This window comes from Microbacterium sp. ZXT2-5 (assembly GCF_055329545.1).
Window position 1 is genome coordinate 1400720 of the sequence record NZ_JBUZWD010000001.1, and the last position, 15788, is coordinate 1416507.

The window sequence follows — 15788 nt, forward strand, 5'->3', positions numbered from 1 at the left end:
CCCGTCGATCCCGGCGGACACCCCGTGGCGTGCTCGACGCCGGTGCTCCGGGAGCTCGACGGCGCACAGCGGCAGTGGGACGATGCCGCGTCGGCGGTGGACTGGGACTACGACCGGCCGACGGCCTGCGTCTCAGACGCCGACGGTCCCTACACCGTCGCCGCGCCGTTCCTCATCCCCGACGACGCCGCCGGCCCGTTCGGCGTGGAGCTCACCGTCGTCGACGAGCTGCCGGCCTTCCTCCGACTCGTCGTCCCCTGACGCGACGACCGGCTCGCCGATGAGGACGCCGACCGTGGCGTCGTACGCGCTGGCGACGACCGCCGTGCGCACGGGCTCGATCACGAGCGGCACCAGCAGCAGCAGCGGGGTTCCCGCGACCAGCCAGAACGTCTCGAAGTCCTGAGGACCGACCAGGCGCGTGAGGCCGATGCGCAGGAGCTGCTCGCTCAGCAGGACGAGCGAGTACAGCAGCACGTACCCGCCGATGAGGATCGGGCCGCCGCGCCACATCAGCACCACCGCCTTCCACAGCGGCCGGAATCGCGACCCGACCTCCGAGCCGAGGTCGCCGATCCGTCGGCGGAGCCGCTGCGGGATGGCGCCGTACCGGGTCCGCGCGCGCTTCGCGAGCGGACTCTCCCAGGTGAGCCCCTGGGGCGAGACGGCCTGGCCGTAGACGACGCCGGCGATCGTCAGCCAGGCCAGCGGCACGATCAGCACCACGCCGGCCTGTGCGATGAGCCATCCCACGGCGTCCCACGCCCAGCCGAGCGGGGCGAACCATCCGCCGACCCATTCCCGGGCATCCGCGAGCCACACCATGGCCTGCCGCGCCTCGATCCACCCCGTGAGCTGCCCGATCGCCTCGCCGATGAAGTACGCCGCGAGGAAGACCCAGAGCGCCTCCAGGTAGGTCGCGACGATCGACGTCCACCGCGGCAGCGCCTTCTGCCACCGCTTCCACGCCCAGCGACCGGCGAACGCGAGCACGACGACCCCGACGGTCCACGGCTCGAACGTCAGGTGGTCCACCGTGCCCGACGTGTCGATCTCCACCCCGGCCACGACCGCCATCGCCTCGCGACCGGTCTTCACGATGAGCGCCGCGTCGAGGTAGGCCGCGACATCCTCCACCAGGAAGCCGAGCAGGGCGTACACCGCGATGAACGGGAGAGTCGCCGACAGCAGCGCGTCGCGGAACGACCGGCGCCGCGTCAGCCGATCCACCGGGGCGGGTGCGATCACGCCGAGGCGCGGCATCGCGTCGCGGAGCACCAGGAGCATCGCGACGACGCTCACCAGCTTCGCGAGGATGGCGAGAGGAAGCAGCAGGATGCCGCCGATCGCGGAGTAGCCGCCGACGAACCCGGCGAGCTGGATGCCGGCGTACCGGCCCAGCGTCCCCGCGAGATACCACGCGACCAGCGCGGGCCAGTGCGCGACGATCAGCCGCCCCGCGAGCACGATCATCGCGCGCATGCTCACACCTCAGCCGCGCGCGGGACGCGCGTGTCCGTCACCCGGCCGTCGTGCAGCTCGATCACCCGATCGGCGCGCTGGACGAGCAGCGGATCGTGCGTCGTGACGACGGCGGCCAGGCCCCGCGCGTGCACGAGTTCGCCGATGAGGTCCATGACGGTGGCGGCGGTGCGGGAGTCGAGCTGCCCGGTCGGCTCGTCCGCGAGCAGGACGCTCGGCCTCACCGCGATAGCCCGCGCGATGCCGACGCGCTGCTGCTGCCCTCCCGATAGCTCGCTCGGGCGCTGCGCGGCCTGATCCGCCAGCCCCACGAGCGCGAGCGCCTCGGCGACCCGCGCGGCCCGCTCGGCGGGCGGCGTCTTCGCGATGCGCAGGGGCACCTCGACGTTCTCGGCGGCGGAGAGGATCGGCACCAGACCGAAGGACTGGAAGACGAATCCCAGGCGCTCCCGGCGGAGCGCGGCCAGCTCGTCCTCGCCGAGGGCGGTGGCCTCGGCATCCCCGATCCACACCCGCCCGGACGTCGGGCGGTCGAGCCCGCCGAGCAGGTTCAGCAGCGTGGTCTTGCCCGCTCCGGAGGCCCCGCGCACCACCACCAGCTCGCCCTCGGCGACCTCGATGTCGACATCCACGCACGCGTGCACCTCGCCCGCCGGCGAGCGGAAGGTGCGGCTCAGCCTCTCTCCGCGCAGCGCCACGCTCATGTCCGATCCTCGCTCTCGTCGACGGATGCCTCGTCCCGCCGTCCCTGACCGGGCCAGACGCCCACATGGTCGGCCTCCAGCGCGAGCCGCACGCGGTCGCGGAGGTCCAGGGCGGCGACGAACTCGTCGGGCAGCTGCAGGCGACCCACGCGATCGAGCACGGCGTACTCCTCCGCGACGTGCTCCTCGGCGCCGTGCTCGTCCACCCGCGTCGAGCGCAGCACCTCGGTCGACGTGCGTCCGTCGCGGATCTGAACGGTGCGTGCGACGTGCTCCGAGACGCCCGGGTCGTGCGTGACGATGAGCGTCGTCACCCCGAGCTCGCGGTTCACCGACCGCATGGCCTCCAGGACGTGGGCGCTCGTGGCGTCGTCGAGCTCGCCCGTCGGCTCGTCCGCCAGGAGCACGCGGGGCTGATTGGCGATGCCCACCGCGATCGCGACCCGCTGCTGCTCGCCGCCGGACATCTCGGCGGGACGACGCTCGGCGCAGTGCGAGACCTCGAGCAGATCCAGCAGTTCCGCGACGCGCGCACGCCGGCCGCGGGCCGACTCGGTGCCGGCGATCGCCAGCGTCGTCGCCACGTTCTCGCTCGCCGACAGGTACGGCAGGAGGTTGCGGGAGGTCTGCTGCCAGACGAACCCGACGCTGCGGCGGCGGAAGGCCACCCGCTCCTTCTCCTTCATCGTCAGCAGGTCATGCCCGGCCACCCACGCGACCCCCGCGGACGGCTGATCGAGGCTCGAGAGGATGGCCAGGAGCGTCGACTTGCCCGACCCCGACGCGCCCACCACCGCGACGAGCTCGCCCGGGTCGACGCGGAGATTCAGTCCCTGCAGCGCCTGCACCTCGACACCCGGCCCGGAGCCCGACGCCACCTTGAAGATGCGGACGAGGTCCGCGCACAGGATGTCGGCGTCCGGGACACCCCCCGGTCGACCGGCGACGCGCGCCGCCGACGCGGATCCGCCGTCCGGCTGCTGCCGATCTGCACCTCGAAGCGCCATCGCCCTATCCTTCCTCCACAGTGCGCAGCGCGCCCGCTGCGCCGACGCGCCGCGCCACGACGAGAGCCAGCGCGGTGAGCAGAACCGCGGCGACGACGAAGCCCCCGAGGGTCAGCGCCAGGATGCCCGGGTCCAGAGCATACGCGGGCGCCACGGACGACCCCGTGAACGGCCGCAGGTCGACGGCGGCCATGACCACGACGGGCACCACCGCGCCGAAGACGGTTCCCGCGATGATCGCGGCGACAGCCGGCGGACCGATCTCCCACAGCGCGAGCGATGTCGCAGAGCGGGGCCGCGCGCCGAGGGTGCGCAGCAGGGCGAGCAGTCGTGCCCGCGGCGCTGCGGCGAGCGCCAGCGTCATGACGATGGCCAGCGCGCTGAGCAGCGCCGCGGTCCCGGTCGCGATGAGCAGCGCCGCCCGCACGCCCTGCACCGCCGGTCCCGACTCGATGCCGCCGGCGACCTGAGAGACGGTGTCGATGCGGACCCCCTGCCCCAGTACGGTCCGCACGCCCTCTGCGACGGCATCGGCGTCGGCCTCGGCATCGAGCGTGAGGAGCAGGGTGCGGGCACTGGAGACGCTGCCGAGCACGGCCTCCGCGGCGGTCGAGTCGATCAGCACCCAGTCCTCACGCGCGCCGATGGGGACGGGCCCGCGTGTCACACCCACGACCTCGGCCGCCACGCCGTCCAGGAGCAGGTCGTCCGGGCTGCCGATCTCCTGCGCGGCCGCCGCCGAGGCGACGAGCGGCACGGGCTCCGCGCCGGGGCGCGGCGTGACGCCGGGCGGCAGCATCCCCGGTCCGTCGCCCTGCACCTCGCGCAGCGTCGCCGTGTCGGCGACGAAGACGACGGTGCTCTCGTCCACACCGTCGATGTCGAGCCGCGCCGGCTCCCCGCCGGAGAGCCACGCCGCGGCGGCGACCCCGTCGACGCCGGAGACGCGCTCGCGCTGCTCCTGCGTGAACACGAACCCCGCGACGCGCATGTCGGCGCCGATCCGCGCACGCGAGGCGTCGGCCACGCCGGTCTGGAGGGCCGAGAGCAGGATGCCGCTGGAGACGGCGACCGAGACGCCGACCACGAGCGCGAGCACCGGCGTGAGCCCGATGGAAGGCTCGCGCAGCGCGCGGGCCGACCCGAGGAAGCCGTCGAGCTCCGCGCCGGCGCGCGCACGGCGGAACACCGCCCGCAGGGGGATCGGGTAGAGCCGGAGCGTCACCAGGCACGCCACCAGCGCGAGGAGGAGCGGGGTCGCCGCGAGGAGCACGTCGACGCCGTCCGAGTAGCCGCGCACGAACAGGAGGGTGAGCGCGAGCAGAGCGAGGACGACGACGGCGCCCTCGGTGATGCCGCGCAATCGCGAGCCGCGGCGACCGAGATCGGCGCGAAGGGGTCGTTCGGCGGCCGACGGAGCCAGGACGGCGAGGATCCCGATCGGCGCGAGGCCGAGGAGGAGGACGGGCACGAGCGCAGCCGGAGTGGGAGTGATGCCCACCAGCACGCCGACGAGGAGCGCCGCCGCTGCGCCCAGCAGCGCTGGGATCGTGCCCCACAGCACCGCCTCGGTGCCCACGAGGCGCCGCAGCTGTGCGGTGGAGGCGCCGCGCGCTGACAGCAGCCGCATGCTGGACCGCCGGCCCTCGAGGATGAGCCGGCATGCCAGCACCAGCACCGCCGCGGCCACTCCCGCCGGTCCCGCGACCAGCATGGCGATGACGCCCACGGTGGCGTCCTGCTGCGCGAGCGCCGACTCGAGCTCGGCCGTCATCTCCGCTTCGAAACGCACCCCCAGGATGCCGGGGCCACCGGCCGTCGTGCCGATCACCTGCGAGACGGAGGTGAGCCTGCGGAGGGCGGCGGCGGCCTGCTCGGCGTCGTCGGCGGCGATGGCCGCGACGTCGGCCGGGAACCAGGCGTCCGTCGTCTGGGCCGTCGAGAAGCGGTACGCGTCGGCGAGCGCCGCCGGGTGTGCGAATCCGGTGCCGGTGACCACCCGCGGCGCATTGCCGTCGTCGAAGATGTTCGGCTCGCGCACCGAGGTCGCGTGCTGCCAGAAGTCGTCGCCCTCATCGACCGGCTCGAAGGCTCCGACCAGGTGGAAACGGATCGGCTCTTGCGCCGGCCCGCCGATCGTGCGCGCCTCGCCGACGGGCCACTCCATCTCGGCGGCCGTGTCGACGGAGAGCACGATCTCGACGCTCGCGCCCTCGCCCGCCGAGGGCTCCGGCAGTCGACCCTCCACGACGGTCACGCGCTCCGAGAAACCCGGCGAGTAGGCGACGGAGAGCTGACGCGTCCTCGGATCCTCGGCGAGGGGCGCGGGGGCCGTGCGCGCGATCGCGCCGGGAGCGCCGAGCACGGCCGGCAGCGGCCGATCGGCGGTGGAGCGCACGCGCTCGAGCTCGCCGAGGAAGGGCGCCCAGACCTCGTCGGTCTCGAGGGACAGTCCATCCCCGCCGATCTGCGGCAGCCCCGGCGTGGTGGAGACGACGTCCCGCACGGTCGGCGACAGCGTGTCGATCCGGTCGCGCACAGTGGCGTCGCCGAGCTGAGCGAGCGCGAGCGGCGCGGCCGTCGCGAGCAGCGACAGCACCAGCACGAGCAGGCCGAGGATCGCGCCGCCTCCCGCATGCGAACGCAGGTGGTGCGCCACCAGGGCGCGCGTCGAGACGCGGCGGCTCATCGCGCCTCCTCGCCGACCGTGGCCGTGCGCGCATCCCGCACCGCGCCGGCTGCGGCGAGCGCGACGATCGCCGCAAGGCCCAGAAGAAGCAGGGCCAGCCCGAGCAGGAGCGGCGGCCAGGCCAGCGTGACGCCGGTCGGCAGCGGCAGGACGCCGGGCGTCACGGCGCGCACGATCCCCGGAACGACCAGCCACGAGGCGAGCAGTCCGGCCGGGACCCCCAGCAGGAGAGCCGCGCCCAGCACGCCGCCCAGCTCGGCCCCGCGCATCGCGCCCTGGCGTCGCGGCGTCACCCCGAGGGCGCGCAGCACGCCCAGCTCGCGGCGGCGCGCGAGCGCGAGGGTCTGGACGATCGCGAACGCCGCGACCAGCGCGAGCACTGCGGCCCCCGCCGTGGCGATCCACCACGCGGGGATGAGCGCGCCCACGAGGGCGGCGGCGGTGCCGGGAGCGGCCGTGGCGACGGGCCGATCGCCCAGGACGGCGCTGAACTCGTCGACGGATGGCGCACCCGACGCCCACACCGAGTTCGGCGGCACGATGGAGGTGCCGCGCTGCAGCTGCGAGACCAGGAGGTTCTCGAGCGGGGCGAACACGGCGACCGGGCTCGTCGCGCCGGGGACCGCCGACACGATGGCGGACACCACGGCGCCCCCGCGCCGACCGGTGCCGTCGTAGCGGAACTCGAACGCATCACCCTCGGCCAGGCCGAGCCGGGCCGCGAACGCCGTCGTGACCACGGCCGCGAGGGGCGGCGCATCGGCGCCGCTCGCCAGCACGCCACCGTCGGCCAGCCACACGACGGCGTCCCGCGAACCGTCACCGAGCGTTACCTCTCCCGCGGCGTCCAGCGCCGAACCCCCGAGCGCCTCGACCTGCGTGAGCTCGACCGTCACCGTGCGGTCGGCGAACGTCGGGCCGGTGCCGGCAGCCAGTGCGAGCAGGCGCCACGGCGCGGTGCCGGGCGGCAGCGACGCCTCGGCGGTGAGCACCACCGTGCCGTCCGTCGCCGGCTGCAGGCTGGTCTCGTCGAGGGCGACCGCAGCCGGCGCTCCGGTGTCGTCGATGAAGACCGCGAAGACCGTGACCGAGGGGAGGGACGCGGGGCCCGAGAGCAGCGCGCGGACCCGGATGCCGCGCGCGGCCTCGCCCAGTGGCAGCGGCTGCGCGGCCACGGCGTCGGGCACCGTCGCCGCGGCGGCCAGGGCGGCCTTGTCGACCAGACCGCCGGCCGCGGCGACGACGGGTCCGACCGCGGGAAGGGGCACCGCCACCAGCGGGGCGGTGGTCTCGCCGACCTCGAGGAGGGCCGTCAGCGCGGGGGCCGCGGCATCCACCCCCTCCACTTCGGCGGCGGCGGCGACGTCGCCGGGCGACACGGACTGCGGGGAGGTGTCCACGCGCAGGTCGGCGCCGGCGCGCAGCGCCGACGAGTCCGACGTCATCGCGCGCCAGGTCGCGGAGTAGGCGGAGGCGAACACCGTCAGCGAGACCGCGAGCACGACCAGCAGCACGGCCACCGCGTACACCGGAAGGCGGCGGGCGACCTGCCGGGCCGGGTATGCGGGCTCGAGCGACGGGATCCCCGCGGCGGCTCCGGTCCATGCGGCCGCACCGGCGCCGAAGACGGCCAGCGCCAGGATCGCTCCCGCCAGCAGCAGGACAGCGGGAGCGACGGCGACGATCGGGTCGAACCCGGCGCCCCGGCCCTGCGGCAGCTGCCACACGACCAGCGCCGCGGCCAGCAGCACCACGACCACGAAGGCGCCTGTCGTCGCACCCGCGGCGCGAGCGGTGGTGCGGCGCCGCTCGCCTCGGCGCAGGGCGACCGTGAACACGGCCACCAGCGCGACGGCGAGAGCCGTCGCCCACGGCCACTGCAGCAAGACGTCCGCCGGACCGGAACCGGTGACCGCGGCGGCCGCGGCGGCGAGGACGACGCCCATGAGCGCACCCGCGACGGCGATCGACGCGCCCTCGGCAGCGTCGGCGGTCCACCCCTGCGCGCCGGAGAGGCCACGCGCACGGATGGCCGCCGTCTCCTGCTCCCGCGCCGTGGCGACGAGGCGGGCCAGCTGCGCGACGGCGGTGCCGGCGAGGAGCGCGACCAGGATCACCAGAGCGGGAACGGCGGAGGCGAGGGCGGCGGCGCCCTCCGCGACCTGTGCGGCGACGACCTCGGGCTCGACTCCGGGAGGCGCGGGCGTTCCCGCCGCGGCGACCGCGCGGGCGAGCGTCGCCGGCAGCAGGCACACCGTGGCGACCGCGACGGCGACGGCAGCCGCGGCGCTCACGAGCAGCCCGGCGCGCGCACGACCACGGGCCGCGAGCAGCCGCACGGAGGAGACGGCGCGGCGATCGGGCATGGGCTCGGTCCTCCGCGGTTCGTCTGGCGCTGACGTGGGTTGCCTCCGAACCTAACCGACGCGGGCGGCGAGCCGCGATCGGGCGGGCCCTCCCGGCGCGGCCGAGAAACGCAAAGGCCCGTGGGGCCCCTTCCGGGACCTCACGGGCCTGCTGTGCGCGAGGGGGGAGTTGAACCCCCACGCCCTTTCGGGCACTGGCACCTGAAGCCAGCGCGTCTGCCTATTCCGCCACTCGCGCGAGCCGCGGGATCCAGATCCCGCGAAACTCAACTTCCCGAGGATATCATGCGTCGCCGCCGGGTCCGAACTCGCCTGGTCGCGTGGGCGATCCACGACGGGTACAGGCTGTGCAACTAGCATGTAGCAACCGGCACCCCCCTCAAGAGGAGCTCCGTGGGACTACTTGACAGCTTCGAGAAAGGTCTCGAACGCGCCGTGAACAGCGCGTTCGCCAAGACCTTCCGCAGCGGCATCCAGCCCGTCGAGATCGCATCGGCCCTGCGCAGCGAGCTCGACAAGAAAGCCGCGGTGGTCAGCCGGGATCGCATCCTCGCGCCGAACACCTTCACGGTGTTGCTCTCGCCGGCCGACGACGACCGCATGTCGAACCTCGGCGACGCGCTCACGCACGAGCTCGACACGCTCGTGCACAAGCACGCCAAGGCGCAGGGCTACTCCTTCGCCGGACCCGTCTCCATCTCGCTGCGGCGCGACGACCAGCTGGCCACCGGCACGCTGCGGGTGGAGTCGACCGCCGCGCAGGGCGGACGGGTGGCATGGCGCGGCGTGCTCGACGTCGAGGGCCGCCGCATCCCGCTGACCAAGTCGCGGACGGTGATCGGACGCGGGAGCGACGCCGACATCACCGTCGCCGACTCCGGCACGAGCCGCAAGCACGTCGAGATCCTGTGGGACGGCGAGCGCGCGATGGTCCGCGACCTGAACTCGACCAACGGCACGATGCTCGATGGCCGCAAGGTGACCGAGGGCGCGCTCGCGCCGGACTCGACGGTGCGCATCGGCCGCACCGACATCGTCTTCCGCGTGGTCGCGCAGGCCGCCGCCCCACGCCCCGCCGCGCCCGCCGAGGACGCCACCCGCGTCTTCGACGCGCCGCCGTACGACGCGCGGGAGAGGGGGCCGCTGGCATGAGCGAGCTCACCCTGCTCCTGCTGCGCATCGGCTTCCTGGTCCTGCTGTGGGCGTTCGTCTTCGGCGTGGTCTACTCGCTGCGCGCCGACCTGTTCGGCGTGAAGGTCAGGCGGATGCCGGATGCCGCAGCCGCTGCAGCCGGGCTGGCCGCAGCGCCCGCCGCCCCGGCCTCGGCCGCGACGTCGGCCGTCGGGCAGGCCGCCCCACCGCTCCCGCCGACGCCGCGCGGACCGGCGACCACCTCGACCGCGGCGCGCATCGTGATCACGAGCGGGCCGAAGACGGGGCTCGAGCTGCCCCTGGGCAACGAGCCGCTCACGATCGGCCGGTCGAGCGAGTCGGGGCTCGTCGTGCGCGACGACTACACGTCCAGCCACCACGCGCGTCTGGTGCTGTGGGGCGACCAGTGGATGATCCAGGACCTCGACTCGACGAACGGCACCTGGCACGACGGCGCGCGCGTGACCGCCCCGGTCCCCGTGAACCTCGGCGCTCCGATCAAGGTCGGTGCGACGACGTTCGAGCTGCGGAAGTAGCGGGCGGACTCCTCGCACATGGTCTTCCAGGGCTCGAGCGCCGCCATCTCGCACACCGGCAAGGTGCGCTCCAACAATCAGGACTCCGGCTATGCCGGCTCCAACCTGTTCGTGGTCGCCGACGGCATGGGCGGGCATGCGGGCGGCGATGTCGCCTCCAGCCTCGCGATCGCGCGGCTCGAGGCCCTCGACCGGCCGTACGACTCGACGGCCGAGGCCGAACGGGCGCTGCGGGACGCCATCGCCGACGCCGCCGTCGACCTCATCGACACCGTGAACGTCCGGCCCGAGCTCGCCGGCATGGGCACGACCGTGAGCGCGCTCATCATGGTGGACGACTACGCCGTGATCGCCCACATCGGCGACTCGCGCATCTACCTCTACCGCGACGGCGCCCTGACGCAGATCACGACCGACCACACGTTCGTGCAGCGCCTCGTCGATTCCGGACGCATCACGCCGGAAGAGGCCCGCTACCACCCGCGCCGCTCCGTGCTGATGCGGGTGCTGGGCGACATGGACGCCGACCCGGAGCTCGACACCTTCATCATGCCGACGCAGCCGGGCGACCGCTGGCTGCTGTGCTCCGACGGGCTGTCGGGCGTCGTCGACGACCCGCACACCGCCAAGGCCCTCAGCCTGGGCCTGGCCCCCGGCCGGACGGCCGACACCCTGCTGAAGCAGGCCCTCGACGGGGGCGCCCCCGACAACGTCACGATCGTGCTCGTCGACGTCGGCGGGCAGCATCCGCTCTTCTCCGGCACCCCCACGATCGTCGGCTCCGCGTCCAACCCGGTCGGCGTCGAGGTGCCCGCGGCCGCCCCGCGGCGGTCGAGCTGGCTGCACCCGAACCGCCAGGCGGCCAACGAGCCGACGCACTTCGAGCCGGCGGCCGAGTTCCTCGAGGAGCTCATCGAGGAGGACCGGCGCCGTGCCCGCCGCCGCCGTATCGGCTGGATCACGGGCGTCGCGCTCGTGCTCGCCCTGCTCGCCGGGGCCGCGTGGATCGGCTACCAGTGGACGCAGACCCGGTACTTCGTCGGCGCCGACGAGGACACCGTGGTCATCTATCAGGGCGTTCAGCAGAACATCGGACCCGTCTCGCTGTCGACGCCGTATGAGGACACCGGCATCCCGCTGGACGATCTCTCGGACTTCGCGCGAGCGACCGTGGAGGGCACGATCTCGGCGAGCTCCCTCTCAGATGCGCGCCGTATCGTCGCCGACATCAGCGACTTGGCGGGAGGAGCCGGATGAGCGCGTCCACGAGCACGCCCGCGGATCCGGTCGCGGCCGACACCGCGGTGATCCGCGCGCTGCGCCGCCTTCGCGTGCCGCAGACGCAGCGCAACCGCGAGCTGGCGCTGCTGGTGTTCGCCTTCCTCATCAACGGCTCGGCGGTGGCCCTCGTCCAGCTCGGTGCGCTCGGCGCGATCGACTGGACCTTCCTCGTCTACTGCGGCGGGCTGACCGCGCTGGTCATCGCGCTGCACATCCTGCTGCGCCTGCGCGCCCGCGCCGCGGATCCCTTCGTCGTGCCGATCGCGACCATCCTCACGGGTCTCGGACTCGCGATGATCTACCGACTCGACCTGCACTGGGACCGCCACGGCTGGAACGCGTACTCCACGAGGCAGCTGGCGTGGGCGGCGATCGCGCTGGTGGCGGCGATCCTCGTGGTGATGTTCCTGCGCAACTACCGGGTGCTGTTCCGGTACACCTACATCTTCGGCTTCGTCGGCATCCTGCTGCTCATCCTGCCGATCATCCCGGGCCTCGGAACGGACGCCAACGCCGACGTGTGGGTCTCGCTCGGGTTCTTCTCGTTCCAGCCGGGCGAGCTGGCCAAGATCGCGCTGGGCATCTTCTTCGCCGGATACCTGGTGCGCACCAGGGAGAGCCTGACCTCGACGGGCACCCGCTTCCTCGGCATCACGTGGCCGCGGGCGCGCGAGCTCGGACCGCTGCTGGTGATCTGGCTCGTCTCGCTCGGCATCATCGTCATGCAGCGCGACCTCGGCACGGGCCTGCTCATCTTCGGGATGTTCGTCGCGATGCTCTACGTCGCGACGGGCAAGACGAGCTGGGTGCTCATCGGCGTGCTGCTGGCCGCCGCCGGCGCGGCCCTGGCGTCGCAGGTGCTGCCGTACGTGCAGGGGCGCTTCCGCAACTGGCTGGACGCGTTCAACCCCGAGCTGATGGACAACTCCAGCTACCAGCTGGTGAACGGCCTGTTCGGCATGGCCAACGGCGGCCTCATCGGCACGGGACTCGGCCAGGGAAGGCCGTACCTGACACCCGTCGCCGAGAGCGACTACATCCTCCCGGCGCTCGGCGAGGAGCTCGGCCTCATCGGCGTCTTCGCGATCCTGTGCCTCTACATGGTGTTCACCAGCCGCGGCATCCGCATCGGACTGGCCGGCCAGGACGACTTCGGCAAGCTGCTGGCGACCGGTCTGTCGTTCACCATCGCGCTGCAGGTGTTCATCATGGTCGGCGGGGTCACGCGCCTCATCCCGCTCACCGGCCTCACCACGCCGTTCCTCGCGGCGGGCGGGTCGTCGCTCGTGGCGAACTGGATCATCGTCGCGCTGCTGCTGCGCATCTCGGACGCGGTGCGCAGCCGTCCGCGGGTGGTGATCGGCTGACATGACGAAAGAACTCCGTCGCCTCAGCATCCTGATGCTGCTCATGTTCCTCGCCCTCTTCGCGTCCACGAGCTGGATCCAGGTGATCCAGTCCGACGAGCTCGGCGCGAACCCCGAGAACCGCCGCGCGCTGTACGACTCGTACGAGGTGCAGCGCGGGTCGATCATCGCGAGCGGCTCGGCGATCGCCTCGTCCGTGGCCTCCGACGACCTGTACAGCTGGCAGCGGGTGTACACCGACGCCGCCATGTGGGCGCCGGTCACCGGCTACATCAACCCGGCCCTCAACTCGGCCACCGGGATCGAGCAGGCGATGAACCAGCAGCTCAGCGGCACCGCGGGCTCGCAGTTCCTCTCCCGCCTGGAGCGCATCTTCACCGGACAGCCGCCCCGCGGGTCGAACGTCGTGCTGTCGCTGGATGCCGACGTGCAGCGCGCGGCCTTCGAGGCGCTCGGCGACCTGCAGGGCGGCGTGATCGCGATCGAGCCGTCGACCGGCCGCGTGCTCGCACTCGTGACGAGCCCGAGCTACGACACCAACGTGCTGGCCTCGCACGACACCGAACAGGTGAACGCGACCTACGACGAGCTCGTCGCCGACCCCGGCATGCCCCTGTCCAATCGCGCCATCGCGGGCGACCTGAACCCGCCGGGCTCGACCTTCAAGCTGGTGACGGCGTCGGCCGCGCTGGCCTCCGGCGAGTACACGCCGGACTCGCAGCTGCCGAACCCGGCGACGTACCAGCTGCCGCAGTCCAGCAGCGTGGTGCACAACGCCAGCGGCGGGACGTGCGGTCCCGGTGAGACGGTGTCGCTCGCGGACGCCCTCCGGCTCAGCTGCAACATCCCGTTCGCGGAGCTCGCCGTCGAGCTCGGCGACACCGCGATCCGCGAGGAGGCGGAGAAGTACGGCTTCAACGTCCCGGTGGAGATCCCGCTCGTCTCGACGCCGTCGGGCTACCCGCGCACGATCCAGGACGACGCCCAGACGGCGCTGAGCGGCTTCGGTCAGGGCCAGGTGACCGCGACTCCGCTGCAGATCGCGATGGTGTCGGCGGGCATCGCCAACGGCGGGATCGTCATGAACCCCCGCATGGTCGACCGCGTGATCGGACCGGATCTCTCGGTCCAGCAGACATTCGAAGACACCGAATTCGGGCGGGCTCTCGACGCCGATCTCGCAGAGGAGCTGGTCGCCATGATGGTCGCCAATGTCAGTGACGGCGCTGCGTCGGGTGCAAGAATAGACGGAGTCGACGTGGCCGGTAAGACCGGTACCGCGGAGAACGGAACCGGCGAACCATACACGCTGTGGTTCACCGGGTTCGCACCCGCGCAGAGCCCGGAAGTCGCCGTCGCGGTCGTCGTGGAAGACGGCGGCGGGCAAGGGCAATCGGGCAGCGGCAACACCATCGCCGCTCCTATCGCGAAGAAGGTCATGGAGGCGGTGCTGGGACGATGAGACCGACGCAGGGCGTGACCTTCGGCGGCCGCTACGAACTCGACTCGCGCATAGCGATCGGCGGCATGGGCGAGGTCTGGGAGGCGACAGACCACGTCATCGGACGCACGGTCGCCATCAAGATCCTCAAAGACGAGTACATGGGCGATCCCGGGTTCCTGGAGCGCTTCCGCGCCGAGGCCCGGCATGCCGCGCTGGTCAACCACGAGGGCATCGCGAGCGTGTTCGACTACGGCGAGGAGAACGGCAGCGCGTTCCTGGTCATGGAGCTCGTTCCCGGCGAGGCGCTGTCGACGATCCTCGAGCGCGACGTGTCGCTCTCGACCGACAAGACCCTCGATGTCGTCGCGCAGACCTCCGCCGCCCTGCAGGCCGCGCACGCCGCGGGGCTCGTGCACCGCGACATCAAGCCCGGCAACCTGCTCATCACGCCGGACGGGCGCGTCAAGATCACCGACTTCGGCATCGCACGCATCGCCGACCAGGTGCCGCTCACCGCGACGGGCCAGGTGATGGGCACCGTCCAGTACCTGTCGCCCGAGCAGGCCTCCGGTCACCCGGCCTCGCCGGCCACCGACATCTACTCGCTGGGCATCGTCGCGTACGAGAGCCTCGCCGGGAAGCGTCCCTTCACCGGTGAGTCCCAGGTGGCGATCGCCATGGCGCAGATCAACGAGCAGCCGCCGCCGCTTCCGGCCACGGTCGCCGCCCCCGTGCAGAACCTCGTCATGGCGATGATCGCCAAGAAGCCGGAGGACCGGCCCGCGTCCGCCGCCGCCGTGGCGCGCGCCGCGACCGCGCTGCGGCGCGGAGACGTGGCCGCCGCGGCCGCGGCCGTGCCCGCCATCGCAGGCGGAGCCGTCGCGGCCGATGCGACGACGCAGCTCCTGGGTGCCGGGGCCGACGCCGGCGCGGCGACGCGCATCCTGGCGACCCCGGTCGAAGAGGTCGTGACCGACGAGCCGGCCGAGAAGAAGAAGCGCAGCCCGTGGACGTGGCCGCTGATCGCGCTCATCGCGCTGCTGCTGCTCGTGCTGGCCGGCACGATCTGGGCGGTCATCGCCAACCAGGACACGCCGACCCCCGAACCGACGCGCAGCTCGCCGTCGGCCACCCCGACCCCGACGAACACGCCGACCCCGACGCCGACCACGGCGAACGTCGTCGCGGCGGACTACATCGGCTCGGACTGCGCCACGGCCTCCGCCGCGCTGGACGGCTTGGGCCTGGGTGCGACGTGCGCCGAGGGGAACGCCGCTCCCGATCAGCCGAGCGAGGGCAAGGTCTACGACGTCAGCCCGACGGGCAACGTCCAGCTGGGCACGGTCGTCGAGCTGACGGTGTATGCCGGCCAGACCCCGATGCCCACGCCCACCGCGCCCACGTTCCAGGGCTCGCCGCAGACGGTGGAGCCCGGGGGCGACCTGACGGTCATGTGGGAGGGCTACAGCTGCCCGCCGGGCACCGGATCGGTGAGCGCGTACACCTTCACGGTGCAGAACGGCTCCATCGCGAACGGCCCGAACTTCCCGCAGAACGCCCGCAACGCGACGGTCACCGCCGGCGACGCCGCCGGGCAGACGGTCATCGTCACCTACAACGTGACGTGCAGCGGCGGGTCGGCGGGCAACCGCACCTCGGGCGAGTCCGGCGAGGCGACGGTGCTCATCGAGGCCGCGACTCCGACACCCGAGCCGACGGACGTGCTGGGCGACGGCTGAGCCTGAGTGAGTCCGGGGAGC

Annotated in this window: 11 protein-coding genes and 1 tRNA gene; 6 read left to right on the top strand and 6 right to left on the bottom strand. The window is 73.0% G+C overall.

Annotated elements, in window-relative coordinates:
- Positions 1-132: 132 nt before the first annotated feature.
- From ACZBH1_RS06070 to ACZBH1_RS06095, 6 genes are all read right to left on the bottom strand, one after another.
- Positions 133-1482: a hypothetical protein gene (locus tag ACZBH1_RS06070; protein WP_463645815.1), complete on the bottom strand. Its 1350-nt coding sequence runs from the start codon at positions 1480-1482 to the stop codon at positions 133-135.
- Between the two features lie 2 nt (positions 1483-1484).
- Positions 1485-2186, bottom strand: a complete 702-nt coding sequence (locus tag ACZBH1_RS06075; RefSeq protein ID WP_463645816.1) for an ABC transporter ATP-binding protein — start codon at positions 2184-2186, stop codon at positions 1485-1487.
- Positions 2183-3193, bottom strand: a complete 1011-nt coding sequence (locus ACZBH1_RS06080; RefSeq protein ID WP_463645817.1) for an ABC transporter ATP-binding protein — start codon at positions 3191-3193, stop codon at positions 2183-2185. The genes ACZBH1_RS06075 and ACZBH1_RS06080 overlap by 4 nt, the downstream gene beginning before the upstream one ends.
- A 4-nt stretch (positions 3194-3197) precedes the next feature.
- Positions 3198-5882 (bottom strand): FtsX-like permease family protein, encoded by a 2685-nt coding sequence (locus ACZBH1_RS06085; RefSeq protein WP_463645818.1) that lies wholly within the window; start codon positions 5880-5882, stop codon positions 3198-3200.
- A complete protein-coding gene (locus tag ACZBH1_RS06090) occupies positions 5879-8248 on the bottom strand; it encodes an FtsX-like permease family protein (RefSeq protein ID WP_463645819.1) in 2370 nt (789 codons plus the stop codon). Before ACZBH1_RS06090 ends, ACZBH1_RS06085 begins: the two co-directional genes overlap by 4 nt.
- 154 nt (positions 8249-8402) lie before the next feature.
- Positions 8403-8486 (bottom strand) — tRNA-Leu (locus tag ACZBH1_RS06095).
- 155 nt (positions 8487-8641) lie between these two features.
- On the opposite strand from ACZBH1_RS06095, the gene ACZBH1_RS06100 reads away from it, so the two are divergent.
- The 6 genes from ACZBH1_RS06100 to ACZBH1_RS06125 are packed head-to-tail and all read left to right on the top strand — an operon-like array spanning position 8642 to position 15767.
- A complete protein-coding gene (locus ACZBH1_RS06100) occupies positions 8642-9400 on the top strand; it encodes an FHA domain-containing protein (protein WP_463645820.1) in 759 nt (252 codons plus the stop codon).
- The gene (locus ACZBH1_RS06105; protein WP_463645821.1) at positions 9397-9936 is read left to right on the top strand and encodes an FHA domain-containing protein FhaB/FipA; all 540 of its coding nucleotides are present in this window, start codon (positions 9397-9399) and stop codon (positions 9934-9936) included. The genes ACZBH1_RS06100 and ACZBH1_RS06105 overlap by 4 nt, the downstream gene beginning before the upstream one ends.
- An 18-nt stretch (positions 9937-9954) precedes the next feature.
- Positions 9955-11193 (top strand): PP2C family protein-serine/threonine phosphatase, encoded by a 1239-nt coding sequence (locus ACZBH1_RS06110; RefSeq protein ID WP_463645822.1) that lies wholly within the window; start codon positions 9955-9957, stop codon positions 11191-11193.
- The gene (locus ACZBH1_RS06115; protein ID WP_336393990.1) at positions 11190-12584 is read left to right on the top strand and encodes an FtsW/RodA/SpoVE family cell cycle protein; all 1395 of its coding nucleotides are present in this window, start codon (positions 11190-11192) and stop codon (positions 12582-12584) included. Before ACZBH1_RS06110 ends, ACZBH1_RS06115 begins: the two co-directional genes overlap by 4 nt.
- Position 12585: 1 nt before the next feature.
- Positions 12586-14046: a peptidoglycan D,D-transpeptidase FtsI family protein gene (locus ACZBH1_RS06120; RefSeq protein ID WP_336393991.1), complete on the top strand. Its 1461-nt coding sequence runs from the start codon at positions 12586-12588 to the stop codon at positions 14044-14046.
- Positions 14043-15767, top strand: a complete 1725-nt coding sequence (locus tag ACZBH1_RS06125; protein ID WP_452323800.1) for a serine/threonine-protein kinase — start codon at positions 14043-14045, stop codon at positions 15765-15767. Before ACZBH1_RS06120 ends, ACZBH1_RS06125 begins: the two co-directional genes overlap by 4 nt.
- The last annotated feature ends 21 nt before the right edge of the window (positions 15768-15788 follow it).

Bases quoted from the DNA above. Each gene is read 5' to 3' on its own strand.
- ACZBH1_RS06070 (WP_463645815.1), bottom strand. From the start codon at position 1,482: ATGCGCGCGATGATCGTGCTCGCGGGGCGGCTGATCGTCGCGCACTGG.
- ACZBH1_RS06075 (WP_463645816.1), bottom strand. From the start codon at position 2,186: ATGAGCGTGGCGCTGCGCGGAGAGAGGCTGAGCCGCACCTTCCGCTCG.
- ACZBH1_RS06080 (WP_463645817.1), bottom strand. From the start codon at position 3,193: ATGGCGCTTCGAGGTGCAGATCGGCAGCAGCCGGACGGCGGATCCGCG.
- ACZBH1_RS06085 (WP_463645818.1), bottom strand. From the start codon at position 5,882: ATGAGCCGCCGCGTCTCGACGCGCGCCCTGGTGGCGCACCACCTGCGT.
- ACZBH1_RS06090 (WP_463645819.1), bottom strand. From the start codon at position 8,248: ATGCCCGATCGCCGCGCCGTCTCCTCCGTGCGGCTGCTCGCGGCCCGT.
- ACZBH1_RS06105 (WP_463645821.1), top strand. From the start codon at position 9,397: ATGAGCGAGCTCACCCTGCTCCTGCTGCGCATCGGCTTCCTGGTCCTG.
- ACZBH1_RS06110 (WP_463645822.1), top strand. From the start codon at position 9,955: ATGGTCTTCCAGGGCTCGAGCGCCGCCATCTCGCACACCGGCAAGGTG.
- ACZBH1_RS06115 (WP_336393990.1), top strand. From the start codon at position 11,190: ATGAGCGCGTCCACGAGCACGCCCGCGGATCCGGTCGCGGCCGACACC.
- ACZBH1_RS06120 (WP_336393991.1), top strand. From the start codon at position 12,586: ATGACGAAAGAACTCCGTCGCCTCAGCATCCTGATGCTGCTCATGTTC.
- ACZBH1_RS06125 (WP_452323800.1), top strand. From the start codon at position 14,043: ATGAGACCGACGCAGGGCGTGACCTTCGGCGGCCGCTACGAACTCGAC.